This is a genomic window from Syntrophorhabdales bacterium (assembly GCA_035541455.1).
Classification (GTDB): domain Bacteria; phylum Desulfobacterota; class Syntrophorhabdia; order Syntrophorhabdales; family WCHB1-27; genus JADGQN01.
The window spans coordinates 12,127-28,895 of the sequence record DATKNH010000135.1 but is presented as its reverse complement, the minus strand read 5'-3'; the positions used below and the strand labels follow the sequence as shown (position 1 = coordinate 28,895).

Below are 16,769 nucleotides of genomic sequence, written 5' to 3'. Positions count from 1 at the left end.
ATTCATTCTACGACTTTTTTAACAAGGGGATTCTCTCCTTCAGTTTGGATGCGATGCCTTGCGGCATATAGATAAGCACAAGCACGAGGATGACTCCGTAGATGATCATGTGAAGGCCCGGCAGGGAGGTCCCCATTTTCGCACGAAGGAGCATGGTGATCGGCACAAATATCATGGCGCCAATGGCAGGACCTAGCGTAGTGCCGATACCGCCGATGATAGCAAAGAGAGCCACCTGCACAGAAATCTGAATTCGCATGACACTGCTGGGATCGATGAAGACAACGTACTGGGCATAAAACGTACCCATGATTGCCGAGAGAAAGGAGCTGAGCACCATGGCGATGAGCCGCACCCGGCCCGTTCTCACACCGAGCGCACGGGCAGCGTTCTCATTCTCCCTGAAGGCCGTGAGGTAGTAGCCGAGCCGTGAGTGCTCTATTGCGTAAGAAATGCCTATCACCACTAGAAAGAAAAGAAGACCGATATAGACATAAGGAAGCTTGCCCGCAAAGGAAAAAAGCATCGGACTGGGCTGAATGGGCAGGGCGAGTCCCTCGGATCCGCCGGTCAGCGACCGTAAATTTACAGCGACAATATAGCCAACCTCGCCAAAGGCGAGCGTCGCCAATGCAAAGTAATGACTCCTCAGTCGGAAGCAGACGAGGCCCAGGATCAGGCCAATGACCGATGCAAACAATCCGCCGATAAGCATGCCGATCCATGGTGAAAGACCAAAGTGAAGAAGCAGCAGGGTTGAAGTGTAGGCCCCGATCCCGAAGAAGGCGTTATGTCCGAGAGACATCATTCCCGCGTATCCCGCGAGTATGTTCCACGCTCCTGCGAACGCGCCCCATAGAAAAATCAGTATAAGTGCATCGAGGTAGAACTCGTTCTTGATGAACAGCGGTAGAAGAGCAAGGAGCAGCAGAGCGATCCAGAGGATCGCTTTGAGCGTCTTTCCGCTGCTTTGTTGCCGGTCAATCGATGGTTTCAATGTGTTCCAACTCCTCCTCTTCCCTCAGTCCGAAAAGGCCCGACGGCCGTACTACCAGGATGGCGATGAATACGAGGAAGTAAATGATCTGCTTGTTCTCCTGGCCGATCCAGTAGCTGGAAAAGACTTCCACCACGCCGATGATCAAACCGCTGATCATGGCGCCCACCACGCTCCCCATGCCGCCGAGGACGACCACGACAAACATGATGAGCACAAAGTCGAACCCTACAAAAGGTTGTACCGAATAGACGGGCAGCACCAGCCCACCCGCCAACCCCACGAGCACGATCCCGATCGCAAAGGTGAGCCTGTATATTTTGTCCGTATTGATGCCCATCAGAAGCGCAGCGGAACGGTCCTGTGCTGTAGCGCGAATTATTTTGCCTGTGTACGAGAATTTGAGAAAAAGGTAAAACGCGACCGAGAGCAGAATGGCAAGGGCAAAGGCGATGAGGCGAATGGGGCTTATCATGATCTCTTCCACGCGGAGAGCGGCGAATGGTCCAAGCACGAGTGATTCGGTTGCATAGCTGACGGAGATGCTCCTGAAATCGGCAGACCAGAAGAGAAGCACCATGTTCTGGATAATCGTGGAGAGACCGACGGTGATGAAGATCTGGGCAAGCACCGACGACGACAACGTCGGTCTTATGAAGAGATAGTACGTGACGATGCCTATGAGGAAGACCACGGGAACCGCGACAAGCGTCGCGAGATAGGGGTCAAGGTGGAGATACTGGACCGCCCAGTAGGCAAGATACATAGCGACCATAAAGAACTCGCCATGGGCAAAATTGACGACCTTCATCACCCCGAATATCAGGGTAAGCCCTATGCTGGCCAGGGCATAGACCCCTCCCAGGAGGATGCCGGAAATCAGCAATTGTATAAAAAGGGTCAGGTCCATGGGGGTGGCCGATTCTGAGTTCCTTGACAGAAGCGGGCAGGAAATCAATCTCCTGCCCGCTCTCCCGCAATGAAAATGCGCTACTTGACCAGCTTGAAATCCGCCGAAGCGATCTCTTTCGGATAGATCAATTTTAACTCGCCGTTCTGCCACTGGTTGAGACCCGCAGATGCGTAAAGATTTTGCCCGGCGTTCTTTTCTTCAGGCTTGGCAAACTTCACTCCCCAGTTGAGAACACCTTTGCCGCGGGGAATATCGAGGCTGAGCGCGGCCTCGCGCAGTTTGTCAGCATCGAGACTCCCGGCTTTGGGAAGTATAAATTTGTATAGAATCCACGCACCCGCAAAGCCCACGAAAGAAGTAGGGTTGGGATATTCACCATTGTGGCTGTCCTTGTACCGCTTCACAAATTCGTCCGCATCTTTTTTCTGTTGCGCTGTCAACCTCTGAACGGAAATCTCTGAAGGTATACCGCCCGCCATGACTCCATCAGCACCCTTGCCGAAGGCCTGCACGAAGTCCGGATTACCCTGGCCTGCGGTTGTTCCGATTACAATCGTATTGAACTTCAATTCCTTCGCCTGCCTGTGGAAGAGGATCGAATCGTTGATATACTGGGCGGCCAGAACTATGTCCGGTTTTGCCTGTTTCAGCTTCATCACCATACCGGAAAGATCAACGGATTTTGCGCTATAGACCTCGGTTGTGACCACGTTGAGGTTGCGGGCCTTTGCCCTGTCCGTCAGCCCCTTTCCTGTCGACGTTCCGAACCCGCCATCCTCCTGGACAATAGCCAGGCGGAGGTTCTTATCCGTTTTCTTGATTGCTGGCGCTATAACGTCGGCCGCAAAATCGATCATCTGGTAGGCCATCATATCGCTGTCAAATGTCGACCTGAAGGTATATTTGAAGCCGCGACTGGTAATGCCGCTGGAGATACCTTCATTCTCGAGATAGAAAACCTTTGCCTTCTCCGCAACCACAGTGGCAGCCATTGAGAGCGTGCTCGCCTGTGTTCCTATGATGGCGGTAATCTTTTCATTCGTGATAAGGCGATTGGCCTCGCTTGCGGCGGCTTGAGGATCAGGCGCATCAGCACTGACCAACACTACTTTCTTCCCCAAAACTCCGCCCTGATCATTGATCATGTCTGTGGCGATTTTTACACCATCGAAGTTCTTGATACCATTCTTGGCGAGCGGCCCGGTCAGCGGGAGAATTGTTCCTATGCGCCACGCATTTTCCTGTCCGTACACGAGACCGCATGTTCCATATAGAACAACTAAAAAAAGTACGACCGACGTAAGCACAAGGCCCTTTTTCATACAGCTGCTCCCTCCCTCGATCTTATTTGTGCGCTGGATACCGGCGTGATGGCTGCCAGCTAGTTTATCCGACTTTCACTTGTGAAAGCAACAGGAAGCGGCCGAAGTCGGCAAGCAGATTTCTGCATCCTGCTGTTGTCTTGACATGATGCTGAGGCGTACTGTATGGTTGATGGATGGTGCATGGGCGCCTGTTCGTCTCCAGCGTTGTGAGACGGTGAGAGTGATGGAAAAAATTAAGATCGGTATCAGTACGTGCCTTCTCGGGGAGAAAGTTCGCTACGATGGCGGACATAAACTGGATCGCTACATAACGGAAACACTCGGGCAGTTCTTTGAATATATTCCCGTGTGTCCAGAAGTCGAGTACGGACTTCCGATCCCGAGGGAGTCTCTCAGGCTCATGGGAGATCCTTCGGCACCAAGGCTGGTCACGACACGCACGGGCATAGATCACACAGACGGCATGAGAAAATGGGCGGAGAGGAAGCTGGACGAACTGGAACGGGAGGGACTCTCCGGGTTCATCTTTAAGAGCCGCTCTCCGAGCTCAGGCCTGAAAGGCGTGAAAGTCTACACGCCGTCGGGCATGCCGAGTCACAGCGGCGTCGGGATTTTCGCTGCAGCATTTACGCGTCGAAACCCGCACCTGCCGGTGACTGACGAGGGAAGACTGCACGACCCGGCTCTCCGTGAAATCTTCATCGATTCTGTTTTTGTGTACAGACGCTGGCAGCAGCTATTGCAGAAAGGCGGACATGCGAAGGATCTTGTTGCTTTTCACACTGAACTGAAATTACTCCTGCTGTCCCACAGTCCTAAGCATTATGGGTTGCTCGGACAAATAGTAGCAAGGGCAGGGTCATTGAATAGTGATGAGCTTCATGCTGCTTACGGCAGCCTTCTTATGCAGGCTCTCCGACTTCAGGCGACAGCTTCCAAGAATACGAACGTGCTCCTCCATGCCGTGGGCTATTTCAAAAAAAAGCTGACCAACGAAGAGAAAGAAGAACTGCTCGAGGTCATCGAGACGTACCGGAAAAGATATCTCCCGCTCATTGTGCCTGTAACGCTCATTAATCACTACATAAGGCAATACCGGGAACCGTACCTGGGGCGGCAGTTCTATTTCAATCCATCCCCTGTTGAACTGATGCTGAGAAATCACACCTGACCGCTGTTTTTCGTCGCGGATATTCGATTTCCCCCGCCCGGGCCACCGAGCACCAACCCGAACCTCCCATCTGGCTTAATACAAAGAGATACGTTTTTTAGCCCCAAAGGACGATTAACATAGATTTGATACCAGCCGATACCTAAAGAAGCCGGGACAGATCAAGTCTCGGCTTCCCGATGGGAAACCGCCATACAAAGAGGCACGTCGGGAATCGGAGTATGAGGAGGAGTACCGTGAGTAAATTACCGCTAGTCCTGGTTGCCGTGATATGGTTATGGGCAGGTACTGCAGGCCCGGTCCTGGCCGACACACTGAATCTGCAGACCCTTCCGGCGAGCACGTACGAAAACTACTATGTCGGCCCGGTACAGGGGAACCTTAACGGAGGTGCGCGAACCGGTTTCGTGTGCGATGACTTCGCGACTGAAACCTTCGTGCCAGGTTCTTTCGCGGTACATGTCAGCACCTTGTCTGACCTGACCCAAACGAAGTTTGGTGCGCTTCCCGATGCCGCAACAAAGTATCAGGAAGTGAGCTGGCTCCTTGGCCAGATGAACAGCAACCCGGCTCAAACGGGGCCGATTCAATTTGCCATCTGGCACATCTTCACACCATCCACCCCCATGGTGGCGGGAGAACAGGATTGGCTCAATGCGGCTGCTTCTTTCAACCCTGCAGGATGGGACTTGAGTTCTGTGCGCATCTATACGGCCACCGACAGCGTGAATCAGGAATTCATCAGCGGCGACCCGAGGTCTTCTGTTCCGGAGCCGGCAGTGGTCTTCCTGCTTGCCTTCGGTATGGTTGGCATGGGTTTGCTCACCATGAGGAGCCGGAGAAAAACTGCTTCAGATGCTCCTTAAGACGCGAGGTAACGGAATCGGCTGGACTGACGTTTAAGGGCGGCCGGATGAGAGTATCTGCTGCCGGACTTTGGTCGTAAAATCCATCGGGGAAGAAACAAACCTGATGGTCGCTCTGCCATGCTTCTTGTCTACGATAATAAGCTTGCCGAAATTGAGCATTGAGCCGAGGGCGGGTTGGTGGTAGTCCACAGCGACGATCTCGTTGAGTGGGATATCATACGTCCTCCGCAAAGGGAATCCAGCGTTTATCAACACCCTTGTGCTGGTCAATGCTACATCCGATGCACGCAGGCTCGCGTACGAAAATCCACCCCAGACAAAACCGAAAGCCATGAGTGCTATGGCGTGAATTCCCTGAGCTCTCAGAGACAGCCCGCCGATGATAATGACGATCATCGGACCGAGAAGCATCGCCCAATGACACCCCGTGCGGTAAATGATCCTCTCGCCATCTGTTAGTTTGTTGTCAATTGAACCCATCGTACCCGCAAGCAAGTGAGCCTGCCGACGTCGGACCTCGGCAGGCTCACTTGTTCTATTCAACCAATTACGACTCCGTGCAAGCCAGGATCCCTGTAATGGCTATCCTTTACCCATGAGCAGATTGGGCAGCCACAGCGCGATCTGCGGGAACACAAAGAGTATGATAAGGGCCAGGACAAGTGCCGAAAGAAAGGGAACCACGCCCTTATAAATTGTCTTGAACGGAATCCCTGTTATGTTCCCCAGTATGAAAACATAAATTGCAACGGGCGGAATAAGACCTCCGATCATAAGCGTGACGCAGATCAGGATACCGAACCAGATGGGGTCATACCCCAGTTGCATTGCCGTGGGGAAGAAGATAGGCGTGGCGAGCACCATGAACGCCAAATCATCCATGATGGAGCCGCCTATAAGGTAGATAGCAATAACCAGCATCATGACAAAGAAGCCCGGTATCGGAAGCGATCCGGCCCACTTTGCCGCAATCATCGGAATCTCGGTTATGGCGAGGAAATGTCCGAAGATGGCAGATCCCGCAATGAGCATGAGCGTCATTATAGAGGTTTTCAACGCGCCCTTGAAAGACTTTACGATCATCCCAAAATTAACTTCTCGCCGGACAAGGGCCAGGAAGAAGATTGCAACCGTACCTATGGTGCCTGATTCCGTAGGGCTGAAAAAACCGGTGATCATGCCACCGATCACTACGCCGAAAATAACAAGGACAATGAATGCTTCGGGGATTACAACGATTCGTTCAGCCCAGCTTGCTTTGGCCGCCCTGGGAGCTATTTCAGGCCGCAGGGTTACCCATCCCGCTATAACTGCCATGAAGAAAAAGGCTATCATGAGCGCGGGCACAATGCCGGCAAGGAACAATCTGCCGATAGACTGCTCAACCTGAAGTCCATAGATGATAAGGACCGTGCAGGGAGGCAGGATCATGCCCATGGTGCTGACAGAGGCTATGGTACCTGCGGAAAGTTCCTTTTTGTACCCGTAGCGATCCATCTCAGGCATAGCGAGCGTTGAAAAGGTTCCCACGGTAGCGAGGCTTGACCCGCACATGGCCTTGAAGGTTGTCGCACCTACGACGGTCGTCATTGCAAGTCCGCCCGGTATGTGACCGAACCACTTGTGCGCCCCCTTGTAGAGTCGTTTCGCGATATTGGAGTTCGCGGCAAACTCTCCCATCACCATAAACAGGGGAATCACGGTGTAGCTATACGTCGTGAAATTATCAAAGAAATCCTTGATCACGAGACTGGAGGCGGCTGCAAAGGTCATGAGAAAGGTGAATCCCAGAAACCCGACCAGGATCATGCAGTAGGCCATTTCAAGGCCGGTCAAAAATAGCGCCAGCAGCAGTATGATTCCGTATATTCCTACCGCAACATCACTCATCGTCTGAACCCCTTATTTTTTTCAGTAGGTCACAAAAGATCGTAAAACTCTGCAGGACAAAACTGAGGCAGAGAGCGAAGCTGAATGGGTAGTAAGGTACCTTGAAACTGGCCGTACGTTCACCAGACTTCCTCACGTCGATGCCGTAAAGGTAGAAATTGTAGGCAACAAACAGAAAGAGGAGAATTCCCACAATCCTGGTGAGTATGTTTACAACGCGTTTCTTTTCCGGGCTCAGCTTGTCCGTTATGATGTCGACAATTACCTGGGCGCCCAGCAAGGTACCAAAAGGAATCGAAAACCCGAACACTATGGAACCGCCGTATTGTATCAATTCCATGGATCCCGTAATAGGATGGCCAAGATTCCTCAGGATGACATCACAGAAGGTCAAGGTGATCATGAACCCCAGGACGATACCGGCGATGACGTATAAGAACTTGTCAACAGCATAGATTCCTGCCATGAAACTCTTCATAGCCTGCCTCCACCTTTGGAAAAGAGCAAGATTCGAATCGCTTGATGCACAGCGCTAACTAAAGGCTATGGGGGCTGCGCACCACAGCCCCCATAGTGAAGTACAGCTGTTTACTGGTTTTTCTTCAAAAACTCCTCGCAGAATTTCAAAGCTTCGTCGCCGGGAAGCCCCTTGCCCTTTGCCATTTTCACATAGTCATCCAGAATGGGCTTCATCTGCTTGGCTGTGAGTGCCTCGTCTTCCTTGGAGACCTTCAGGAAGTTTACGCCCTTTCCTTTCGCGAACTGTACGGCTTTGTCATCCAGTTCAACCCAGAGCTTGCCGGCTTTCTCGACGTATTCTTCGTTGATCTTGTCTATTGCCTTCTGGTCTGCAGGAGATATTGAATTCCATTTTGCCTTATTCATGATCGCATACATGGAGGTCAGATAAGACATCGGATAATCTTCAAGCACTGTCTTTACAACTTCGCCGATTTTGAACCCCTGGAGTGCTTCCAGCGGAAAGAGACATCCGTCCACGACGCCCCTCGAGAGCGCATCGTACGTCTCGGTAACCGGCATGGTGACCGGGGATGCGCCGAGATTCTTCACGATGTCCGCGTTTTCTGCGTTAGCCTTGATCCTGAGACCTTTCAGGTCGGCAACCGATTTGGCCTGGTTCTTGGTGAAAATGAAACCGGGCGCTGCGCCGTGGAGAAAAAGAACGTGCACGTCATCAAATTCCTTCGGTTTGAATTTCTGGTAGTATGCATTTGCCAGCTTGGTGCCCTGGTAGCCGCTCTTATAGCCCAACGGCTGCTGCAGCACTTCGGAGAGCGGCAGTCTGCCGGGTGAGTATGCCAGGAGATTCGTGCCGACATCCACTACGCCCTTCACGGTATTGTCATACACCTGCATCGGGGGTGAGAGTGTGTTGGCAGCAAACACGGTTACAGTTATCCTTCCGTTCGTTGCTTTCTCAACATCCTTGCCCCAACTGTCGAAGAGCTTTGTGAAAGGGTGCTGCGGCGGCCACATAACAGAAAGCCTGAGCTTCATCGATTTCTCCTGGGCCTGAGCAGCCATAGGAACCAACGCAACGCCGAGGAAACCAACCACCAGCAACATACAGAGCAACTTCTTCTTCATGATGTTACCTCCTGTTTGAGATAATAAATCGATGGATCATCGACCTTCCTGTCTACCTATATTAGCATTGTCACTTGAAATTATGTACATTTTTCTGAGCAATAAATGCCTTTCAATGTCTCCTTCAGGCTGATGCAGCCTGTCTTTTCCGATAGGTCCGTTCCAGCTCCATCAGTGTCTTGCCGAATTGGGTAGCATGTTTTCTCATTGCTGCCTCAGCGGCACGGGAGTTTCCCGCCAGCACCGCCTTTATGATGGGTCTGTGCATGCCTGCCGGATGCAGGAAAGGGGGCTGATCCGGATGCACTGCTTCAATGATTCTACGAGTCATCTGCATCACAGACCTGACCAGTCCTTCAAGAAACCGGTTGCCGCACATTTCCGCCAGAACAAAGTGAACGGCTGTCTTCCTCTCGAGGTCTTCACGGAGTGTCGCAGACGTCTCATCCTCAGCATCAAGGTAGGCCTTGAGCCGCTCGGCATATCCGGGCGTAACGTTGAGAGCCGCGAGTCGCGCCACCTCCGGTTCCACCAGGAGTCTCACCTGGTACACTTCAGGGATCGATATTTTGTCAGCCAGAAAAAGGTCAAGGAAGGCGTTGCTCAGTTGCCGAAAGGTCAAATCCGTCACGAAGGTTCCCCCGGAGACTCCCTGGCGTGTCGCTATAAAGCCCGAAGTCTCAAGGACCCTCAAAGCCTCCCTGATTGCAACGCGGCTTACCTGAAACTGTTCCGCCAACTCCCTCTCGGGTGGCAGCTTGTCTCCTGACTTGAAATGGCCAAGGAGAATGGATCGTTTCAACTGGTCGGTCACTGCCGCGGAAATGCGGGATTGCCTGATGGGTTTGAAAGGTTGCATGAACGGTTAATCTAGTCTATATGAAAGAGTATAGTTTGGCAAGAAGTTTTTGAAAATATTTCGTTGACAAATATAATATACCTATGTAAATATTAGACCATTACTACAGGATACGCTGCAGTTGTCCACGTCTTGAAATATCTCTAGGGGGTCCCTATGAATATTGCGCAAAATCTGGAACGATCCGCTTTTTTCTTTCCAACCCGCCCTGCGATCCGCCAGGGAGATCTTGAGCTTACATACGCGGAGCTGAATGATACGGCGAACAAGATAGCAACGGGCTTGATAAGCCTGGGCATCAAGCCCGGGGAACACGTGGGCCTCTGCTCGCTCAATTCTGCTGATTGGGTCGCATTCTATTTCGGGGCTCTTAAGGCCGGGGCAGTGGCAGTCACGCTCTCAGGCCTTCTCAAAGGAGATGAGTTAAACCTCCTGGTCGGTCATGCCAAACCCCGCGTCATATTCACGTCTGAAACCAGGCTCGCGGAGATGGAGCGGCTCAAGGGAGGGACGGGGCTAGAGAAGATCATATGCCCCGGTGGCGATATGGACCTTGCTCATCTCATGTCTCTCGGCTCCGGAACGTTTGAGGCTGTCCAGCGGGACCGGACGGATGTCGGCGCCATACTCTTTACAGGAGGCACGACAGGGGTCCCCAAGGGTGCAATGCTGACCCACGAAGGCATGAACTTTTCGAGCTGGAGCATAGCCTATTATGAACACTCAACACAGCATGACACCGGCCTCTGCTTTCTTCCGTTCAATCATGTGTTCGGCCAGATGCATATCTTGAATGGGACTATTCTGAGCGCAGGGTGCCTGGAACTGCTGCCCGCTTTTGACATGGACAAAACGTTAGAACTGGTGGAGAAGGGCCGGGTAACGAAATTCTTCGCCGTTCCCACAGTCTATATACGATTTCTCAGCCTCCCGGATCTTGAGAAAAGGGTGGGTAAGCTCCGCTACTGCTTTTCAGCTGCTGCATCCATGGCGATGGAAATTGTGAAGCAGTGGAAGGAACGCACAGGCATCACGATTGCCGAATCCTTCGGGCAGACGGAATGCATGCCTATTACGTTTAATCATTATTATCCGGAGAGGCATGTTGTCGGCTCTGTGGGCCAGCCGGTGCACGGCATGGAAGTTCAGATCAGAGACCTGTCCGGAAATCCCGTGAAGCAGGGCCAGGAAGGGGAGATCTGCATGCGGGGGCGCAACGTGATGAAAGGTTATCTCGATAACCCTGAAGGTACCAGGGATACGTTCTGGGGCGATTGGCTCCGTTCAGGGGACATCGGTGTGTTCGACCGGGAGGGCTATCTGTTTATAGTGGATCGTCTCAAGGATCTCATCATCACCGGCGGGGAAAACGTTTATCCCCGGGAGGTCGAGGAACAGCTCTACGCCTATCCCGACGTCGAAGAGTGTGCTGTCATCGGCCTCCCCGATAAAGAATGGGGGGAGCGGGTTGCAGCGTACATAGTGCCCAAAGCAGGCCGGAGCGTGGCAACTGAGAATATTAAGACATTCCTCAAAGGCAAGCTCTCCTCCTTTAAGGTCCCGAAGGAATATGTAATCGTGAAGGAGCTCCCGAAAAGTCCTCAGGGAAAAATTCTCAAGCGTGAGCTGAGGAAACTGGCCCAAAGCTAGGAGCGCAAGCGGCGGCTTTACACAAGCCTGCCGGTTGGTTCCAGCGCACTACTCTGTTCTTGGCGGGTCACTCATCAGGGGTTTAGTCGTTGCAGGTACTTTCCACTTCGCGATGATGCTATCGTAGGTGCCGTCTACGAGTACAGCCTTGAGCCCTTCATTAAAGATTTTCAGCTGGGCATCCCGTTTTCCCTTCAAGACTGCTATGCCGATGGGAACTTCAAGAAATCCTTTGGAGGGCAGCGTAAATTTTCCGGGGAAGAGGCTCTCTGCCAGAACTGCCCCAGCTTGAGTGTTGAGGGCAGCAGCTTCAGCCTTTCCATCAAGGACTGCTTCCAGGGTTGCCTGGTAATCTTTAACGTCAGTGTAAAGATAGACCTTGGGGAAGTTCTTTCTGATATAGTCTGCCAGAGGTCCCTTTAACGGCGTGGCTACTCGCTTTCCTTCCAATTCCTTCAGGTCGGATCGGGGAACGCCAGGGGCTGTGGTGAAAAGAGCTCCCCCTGAGATAAGATACGGATCGCTGAAGTCGAACGTATTCTTGCGCGCGGGGTTGATGCCGAAAAACGCCAAGCCATCAGCCTCACCTTTAAATAGTAGCTCCTCCACGTTCTCCTGCTGTTCACCGATGAAGACGACCTTCAGATTTGCGCGGGCAAAAACAGCCGTCAGGATATCTATAGCCAGCCCTTCAGATTTACCATCCTTAACAGTTGCGAATGGTTCGAAAGAGAGGATATGCACCAGCCTGATCACTTCTTTCTGTTCCCCAGCCTCACCCACGCGCCACGTACATCCCAGTAAGACTATCATGAACGCCACCACAGCAACCGTACGCATTAAGACTGCCTTTCCCCTCATTGCAGGCTCCCCCTTTCAAGACACGCTATGTGCGTTAGCGCCTGTCGAAAACTTTCATTGTCTCCATTTTGCTCGTTAGACGGTATGGTGTCAAGCTGAAACGTCTTGCCCTGTTTGTTGCTGTGGAAATCTGTCTTCATTTTCCTTGACGTGCTGCTGTGAATGGCTATAATCATACTGAAGGGTCCGTCCCGGCGAGGAGGGCGGGTTTGTTTGGAAACCGGCAGTTGGTATCGAGGATGTTAGCCTCATCGAGGTCATCTTACGCAAGGGGGTAGTTCTATGCCGACTAAGAGAAAAGCTGACAAGGGACAGGGAAGAAAGAAAACGGCGAGCGAAAGAGAGGAACGGAAATTCAAGGTAGCCATGCTGGCCCTGGAGAAGACAGCCCAGGAGCGGATGCTCACCGCCAAAGACCCTTGTTCCGTGGGCGTGAAGATGGCGCAAGAGATCAGAAAACTGGCAGAACGAATCGAAAGCGAAGTTGAAAGCGCAACCGCGAGTGCAACGGAGGCTGCGTACAGCGGCTACGACATCATAGGTGTGGGTGTAAGCGTTTCCTGAATCAGAATATTAGAACAACCGCTTTCCTGCGTTCGGCTGTGTGTTACTCGCCTTGGCCTGGCGAAGTCTTCCCCGGCAATTTTGGCATCTTCGGCATTCCGGGCATTGAAGGCATTGCAGACATCGCCATTTTCTTGTAGTCCGAAGGAACCTCAAAGAGAGTATCCGGCTGAGCAGCCATTTTGATGTTCTTGTATTCCACGGTCCAGCTGCCGTCAACGGCTGCCATCTTCACCGGAAACTTAATATCTGTGGCCATCCACTGGTACATCTTCTCTGTCTTGCCGCTCTCGCTGTACGTCACTTCGTATTTCTGCGCCGGATGACCGTCAACGGTCTCAGAGCCGATCAATTTTCTGCTCACCTCTCCGCCCACCTTTTCTTCTGTCCTGGGCTGCTGGCCAGGGTTTGGTTTCATCTCCATATAAGACTTCTGGTCAGGCATGACCATCCAGACCACCTGCTTATCTCCCCTCATGATTGAGTATGTAGGCTGCCCTTTCGGTTCCATGCGCGATTTCTGATCCTTCACAAATATCTTGGACGTGGCGGTATGTCCCTGGGAGCTCGAGACTATGTCTGCTGAGAATTCCATTGCGATGGCACTGCTGACAAGAAAAAAGCTGAAGACAACGGAACTGCAAATCAGGATGACGTTTCTCATGGATAACCTCCTATTAGATGGAACTCCGGTATCCGGAACCAAGGAATAACCCGCTGCCAACATGATAAATGAAGAAGGGAGCGCTGACAAGAGAAAGTTTGTGTGCGCGGTCTCTGAGTGGGACCTGTAAGAAATCGCTGCCGCAGAAAAAAAAGATTATTTCACGGGGCTGTGAGCTACGGCAATTGCTCGACTCTTTTGATTCTGTCAGAAGTTCCGGGATGGTCGCTGAGAAAGCCGCCGCTCGGGCCGGAGGTCTTGAGGAGCCAGGTCAGAGCGCCCGCGACAATCTGTTTTCCATTGTACCCCGCACGGTTTAATATGTCGACCGCGTGCTGGTCGGCCTGATACTCCTCCTGGCGGCTGAAGGGTTGCTGTACGGCCAGCTTTGCCACTGTAGGTGCTATGAGGCCGGAACCGGGTACAATTTGAGAAAGGATCATCACGCCTATGTTGACACCGGTCCCGACTACCTTCGCTTTCGCAACGTGCCCCAGGTCCTCGTGTGCGACTTCATGCGCCAGGACACCGAAAAGCTGCTCGTCGTTTGCTTTGTCGAGAAGGCCTGCTGTGACGTAGAACTGGCCTTTCCCGGCGTTAGCGGCGTTGATGGACTGATCGTCGATTACCGCAATCTTCACCTCGCTCAATGGTATGGGTTTGTTCATGTTATGTATGAGCGTCACCATCATACGCTTGATGCGATCGGCCTGGGCCTCATCCAGGTGGGGAGCACTTTTCCCATCCTTCTTTTCTACTGTTGAAGGTTCGACTCCCCTCGTAGCGCACGCGGAGAGCATTGCAGCCATGAGAAGCGCCCCAACGAGCTGGCAACTCAGATGACGTGACAGGGGAATGGTAGATGGTTTGATCATATCGCGCACGTGATTGCAGTATCCGTCTGCGCCAACCGCACAACAGGCAGAAGGGGGCGCCTGTTAATCGAGTGTAAATTCTTTTTTCCAGTCACCGCTTTCAGAGAGTTTCGGCTGTTCCTTTTTGTCGAGAAGATGATTCCCCAGGACAAGATAGTCCATCTCGGTACGCATGAAGCAGCGGTAGGCGTCCTCGGGGGTACAGACAATCGGCTCTCCCCGCACATTGAAGCTGGTGTTTACGATAACGCTATAGCCGGTAAGCTTCTTGAACTCCTGAATCAGCTGCCAGTACCTGGGGTTGATCTCCCGGTTCACACTTTGCACGCGGGCAGAGTAGTCGATGTGCGTGATTGCCGGTAAATCGGACCTCAAAAAATAGAGCCGCTCGTACAAACCCCACTCGTTGTAATCGGGTGGCACGGGAATTCTTCTATCTTCACGCAGCGGCACCACGAGCAGCATGTAGGGTGACGGTCTGTCCAGATCAAAATAGTCCAGAATGTCCTCTTCGAGTACGGTCGGTGCAAACGGCCTGAACCCTTCCCGGTACTTTATTTTGAGATTCATCTTCTTTTGCATCTCCGGGTTGCGGGCATCGCCGAGAATGCTGCGGTTTCCCAGCGCCCTTGGACCGAATTCCATTCTTCCCTGGAACCAACCGACCACGTATCCTTCGGAAAGCTTCTTCGCGACGTCGTGGGCCAACTCGTCGTAATCCTGATAATGGTTCACCTGGGCTCCGAATTTCACAAGAGCTCTCTGGATTTCCTTATCCGAGAATTCAGGACCGAGGAAAGCCCCTTTCATCATGTCCGGATGCGCAAGCAACGTGCGCTCGTTGCCTTTGAGAATGTGCCAGACTGCGAAGGCGGCTCCAACTGCACCGCCTGCGTCTCCCGCTGCCGGCTGAATCCAGATGTCATCGAAAAGGCCCGACCGGAGGAGCTTCCCATTTGCAACGCTGTTGAGCGCCACGCCGCCCGCCAGTACCAGGTACCTACTTTTGGTCATCTCTTTCGCTGTTCTGCACAGTTTGAAGACGATCTCTTCAGTCACCTGCTGGATGGCCAGTGCCATGTTCATGTAAACTTGGGCTATCTCTGACTCGGGTTTCTGGGGTGGAACGCCGAAGAGTTGCCTCCATTTGTCTTCATTGACCATTCTTAGTCCGGTGGCATAATCGAAATAATCCATATTCAAGAGCAGCGAACCATCTTCCCGAATGTCAACCAGTTCGGAGGTTATCTTCTCTCTGAAGTCGAGCGTCTGTGCTGATCCTGCATTGCCGTAAGGCGCCAGGCCCATCAGCTTATATTCTCCGCTGTTAACTTTGAAACCCGTATAGTAGGTGAATGCAGAGTAGAGTAATCCCAGCGAATGGGGAAACCTTAGCTCCTCCAGTATAGTTATTTCCTTTCCTTGACCGTGACCGATGGTAGTCGTTGCCCATTCGCCCACACCATCAATTGTCACAATCGCTGCCTCCCCAAAGGGGGAGGGGTAGAAGGCGCTGGCCGCGTGTGACAAATGGTGCTCCGGAAAAAGAATAGGCACATCGCCCGGCCCCAGGCCGGCTAAGTTATCCCGTAGCATTTTCTTCATGAAGACTTTTTCTTTTATCCAGACGGGGATCGCGGACCAGAAGCTGGGCAGCCCCCTGGGTGCGAAGGCGTGGTACGTCTCCAGCAGCCTTTCAAACTTTATCAACGGTTTGTCGTAGAACGAGACCGCGGTAAGATTGTTATATGCAATGCCGGCTTCATCCAGAACATACTGCGCCGCATGAATCGGGAAAGAGGAATCATGTTTTTTTCTGGTGAAGCGCTCTTCATGCGCAGCAGCTATGATCTCTCCATCTATGAGGAGTGCGGCTGCGCTGTCATGGTAGTACGCCGAGATACCAAGAATCGCTTGTCTCATGCTTATCGTGCCTGCCTCATACTCTCTTTCCGCTATGCCTCCGCTGCCATCAATCAGTTTCTTCTTAAAAAAGCGTGTAGATAAACGGAGCGATAGCCGATCCGCTGGTCAGCACAATCAAAAGGCCGAAGCCGAGCAGCATAATGATAATCGGTATCAGCCAGTATTTCTTCCTGGTCCTCAAAAATCCCCACAAGTCTTTTAAGAAATCCATATCGTTCCTCCTAATAGGGCTTCAGAATATCATCCGCGCAAAACTTGTGGTTCCTCTTGTCCATCACCGAACCATTACCCCGTTTGAATGCCTTGAGTTTCAGAGTATCTGCGCCGAGAAGCCTTCTCATCACTCCGATCGGAGTCACAACCACAAAGAAGAGTATCGATAAGACAATCCTGGAAGTTATTATACCGAGCACGTGAGACAGTCCGAACCAGACCACCGCCAGAGGCTTAAATAGCTGAGGTCTGATCATGTCGAGCACCAACACGCCGATCGCGCAGAAGAGCAGATAATTGCGTTTGGTCCCGAGAGCCAGAAGCAGCAAGATGAGCACCATGGCCATTCCCGTGTCTTTGCACTGATCTTTCGTCATCCCACCA

General features: G+C 52.3%; 18 protein-coding genes. 4 read left to right on the top strand and 14 right to left on the bottom strand.

What is annotated here, in order from left to right; all coding sequences use genetic code 11:
• Window positions 1-7: 7 nt before the first annotated feature.
• The 3 genes from VMT71_14755 to VMT71_14745 form a co-directional block, all read right to left on the bottom strand.
• Window positions 8-997, bottom strand: coding sequence for a branched-chain amino acid ABC transporter permease (locus VMT71_14755; protein HVN25230.1), 990 nt, complete (start codon window positions 995-997; stop codon window positions 8-10).
• Window positions 981-1,907 (bottom strand): branched-chain amino acid ABC transporter permease, encoded by a 927-nt coding sequence (locus tag VMT71_14750; GenBank protein ID HVN25229.1) that lies wholly within the window; start codon window positions 1,905-1,907, stop codon window positions 981-983. Before VMT71_14750 ends, VMT71_14755 begins: the two co-directional genes overlap by 17 nt.
• 80 nt (window positions 1,908-1,987) lie before the next feature.
• Complete coding sequence (locus VMT71_14745) at window positions 1,988-3,232, bottom strand: ABC transporter substrate-binding protein (protein ID HVN25228.1); 1,245 nt, start codon at window positions 3,230-3,232, stop codon at window positions 1,988-1,990.
• A gap of 226 nt (window positions 3,233-3,458) precedes the next feature.
• Between VMT71_14745 and VMT71_14740 the strand changes: the two genes are divergently transcribed.
• The gene (locus VMT71_14740) at window positions 3,459-4,406 is read left to right on the top strand and encodes a DUF523 and DUF1722 domain-containing protein (GenBank protein HVN25227.1); all 948 of its coding nucleotides are present in this window, start codon (window positions 3,459-3,461) and stop codon (window positions 4,404-4,406) included.
• A gap of 236 nt (window positions 4,407-4,642) precedes the next feature.
• On the top strand, window positions 4,643-5,272 hold the full coding sequence (locus VMT71_14735) for a PEP-CTERM sorting domain-containing protein (protein HVN25226.1): 630 nt from the start codon (window positions 4,643-4,645) through the stop codon (window positions 5,270-5,272).
• A 33-nt stretch (window positions 5,273-5,305) separates the two neighbouring features.
• On the opposite strand, the gene VMT71_14730 is transcribed toward VMT71_14735, so the two are convergent.
• From VMT71_14730 to VMT71_14710, 5 genes are all read right to left on the bottom strand, one after another.
• On the bottom strand, window positions 5,306-5,755 hold the full coding sequence (locus VMT71_14730) for a PH domain-containing protein (GenBank protein ID HVN25225.1): 450 nt from the start codon (window positions 5,753-5,755) through the stop codon (window positions 5,306-5,308).
• Between the two features lie 102 nt (window positions 5,756-5,857).
• Window positions 5,858-7,165 carry a TRAP transporter large permease gene (locus VMT71_14725; protein HVN25224.1) on the bottom strand — a complete coding sequence of 436 codons (1,308 nt, stop codon included), beginning with the start codon at window positions 7,163-7,165 and terminating at the stop codon, window positions 5,858-5,860.
• A complete protein-coding gene (locus tag VMT71_14720) occupies window positions 7,158-7,643 on the bottom strand; it encodes a TRAP transporter small permease (protein ID HVN25223.1) in 486 nt (161 codons plus the stop codon). Before VMT71_14720 ends, VMT71_14725 begins: the two co-directional genes overlap by 8 nt.
• 110 nt (window positions 7,644-7,753) lie before the next feature.
• The gene (locus VMT71_14715) at window positions 7,754-8,773 is read right to left on the bottom strand and encodes a TRAP transporter substrate-binding protein (protein ID HVN25222.1); all 1,020 of its coding nucleotides are present in this window, start codon (window positions 8,771-8,773) and stop codon (window positions 7,754-7,756) included.
• Window positions 8,774-8,897: 124 nt separating this feature from the next.
• Window positions 8,898-9,632, bottom strand: a complete 735-nt coding sequence (locus VMT71_14710; protein ID HVN25221.1) for a FadR/GntR family transcriptional regulator — start codon at window positions 9,630-9,632, stop codon at window positions 8,898-8,900.
• Window positions 9,633-9,788: 156 nt separating this feature from the next.
• Here VMT71_14710 and VMT71_14705 point away from each other — a divergent pair, with 156 nt between their 5' ends.
• Window positions 9,789-11,282 (top strand): AMP-binding protein, encoded by a 1,494-nt coding sequence (locus tag VMT71_14705; GenBank protein ID HVN25220.1) that lies wholly within the window; start codon window positions 9,789-9,791, stop codon window positions 11,280-11,282.
• Window positions 11,283-11,330: 48 nt separating this feature from the next.
• On the opposite strand, the gene VMT71_14700 is transcribed toward VMT71_14705, so the two are convergent.
• Entirely contained in the window at window positions 11,331-12,143 is an 813-nt protein-coding gene (locus tag VMT71_14700; GenBank protein ID HVN25219.1) for a transporter substrate-binding domain-containing protein, read from the bottom strand.
• Window positions 12,144-12,425: 282 nt separating this feature from the next.
• Here VMT71_14700 and VMT71_14695 point away from each other — a divergent pair, with 282 nt between their 5' ends.
• A complete protein-coding gene (locus VMT71_14695) occupies window positions 12,426-12,707 on the top strand; it encodes a hypothetical protein (protein HVN25218.1) in 282 nt (93 codons plus the stop codon).
• Window positions 12,708-12,750: 43 nt separating this feature from the next.
• On the opposite strand, the gene VMT71_14690 is transcribed toward VMT71_14695, so the two are convergent.
• From VMT71_14690 to VMT71_14670, 5 genes are all read right to left on the bottom strand, one after another.
• Window positions 12,751-13,371 (bottom strand): DUF4412 domain-containing protein, encoded by a 621-nt coding sequence (locus tag VMT71_14690; protein HVN25217.1) that lies wholly within the window; start codon window positions 13,369-13,371, stop codon window positions 12,751-12,753.
• A 176-nt stretch (window positions 13,372-13,547) separates the two neighbouring features.
• Window positions 13,548-14,246 (bottom strand): M48 family metallopeptidase, encoded by a 699-nt coding sequence (locus VMT71_14685; GenBank protein ID HVN25216.1) that lies wholly within the window; start codon window positions 14,244-14,246, stop codon window positions 13,548-13,550.
• 63 nt (window positions 14,247-14,309) lie between these two features.
• Window positions 14,310-16,169: a carbamoyltransferase gene (locus tag VMT71_14680; GenBank protein ID HVN25215.1), complete on the bottom strand. Its 1,860-nt coding sequence runs from the start codon at window positions 16,167-16,169 to the stop codon at window positions 14,310-14,312.
• 64 nt (window positions 16,170-16,233) lie between these two features.
• Complete coding sequence (locus VMT71_14675) at window positions 16,234-16,383, bottom strand: DUF5989 family protein (protein HVN25214.1); 150 nt, start codon at window positions 16,381-16,383, stop codon at window positions 16,234-16,236.
• Window positions 16,384-16,393: 10 nt separating this feature from the next.
• A complete protein-coding gene (locus VMT71_14670; protein ID HVN25213.1) occupies window positions 16,394-16,762 on the bottom strand; it encodes an SxtJ family membrane protein in 369 nt (122 codons plus the stop codon).
• Window positions 16,763-16,769: the final 7 nt, after the last annotated feature.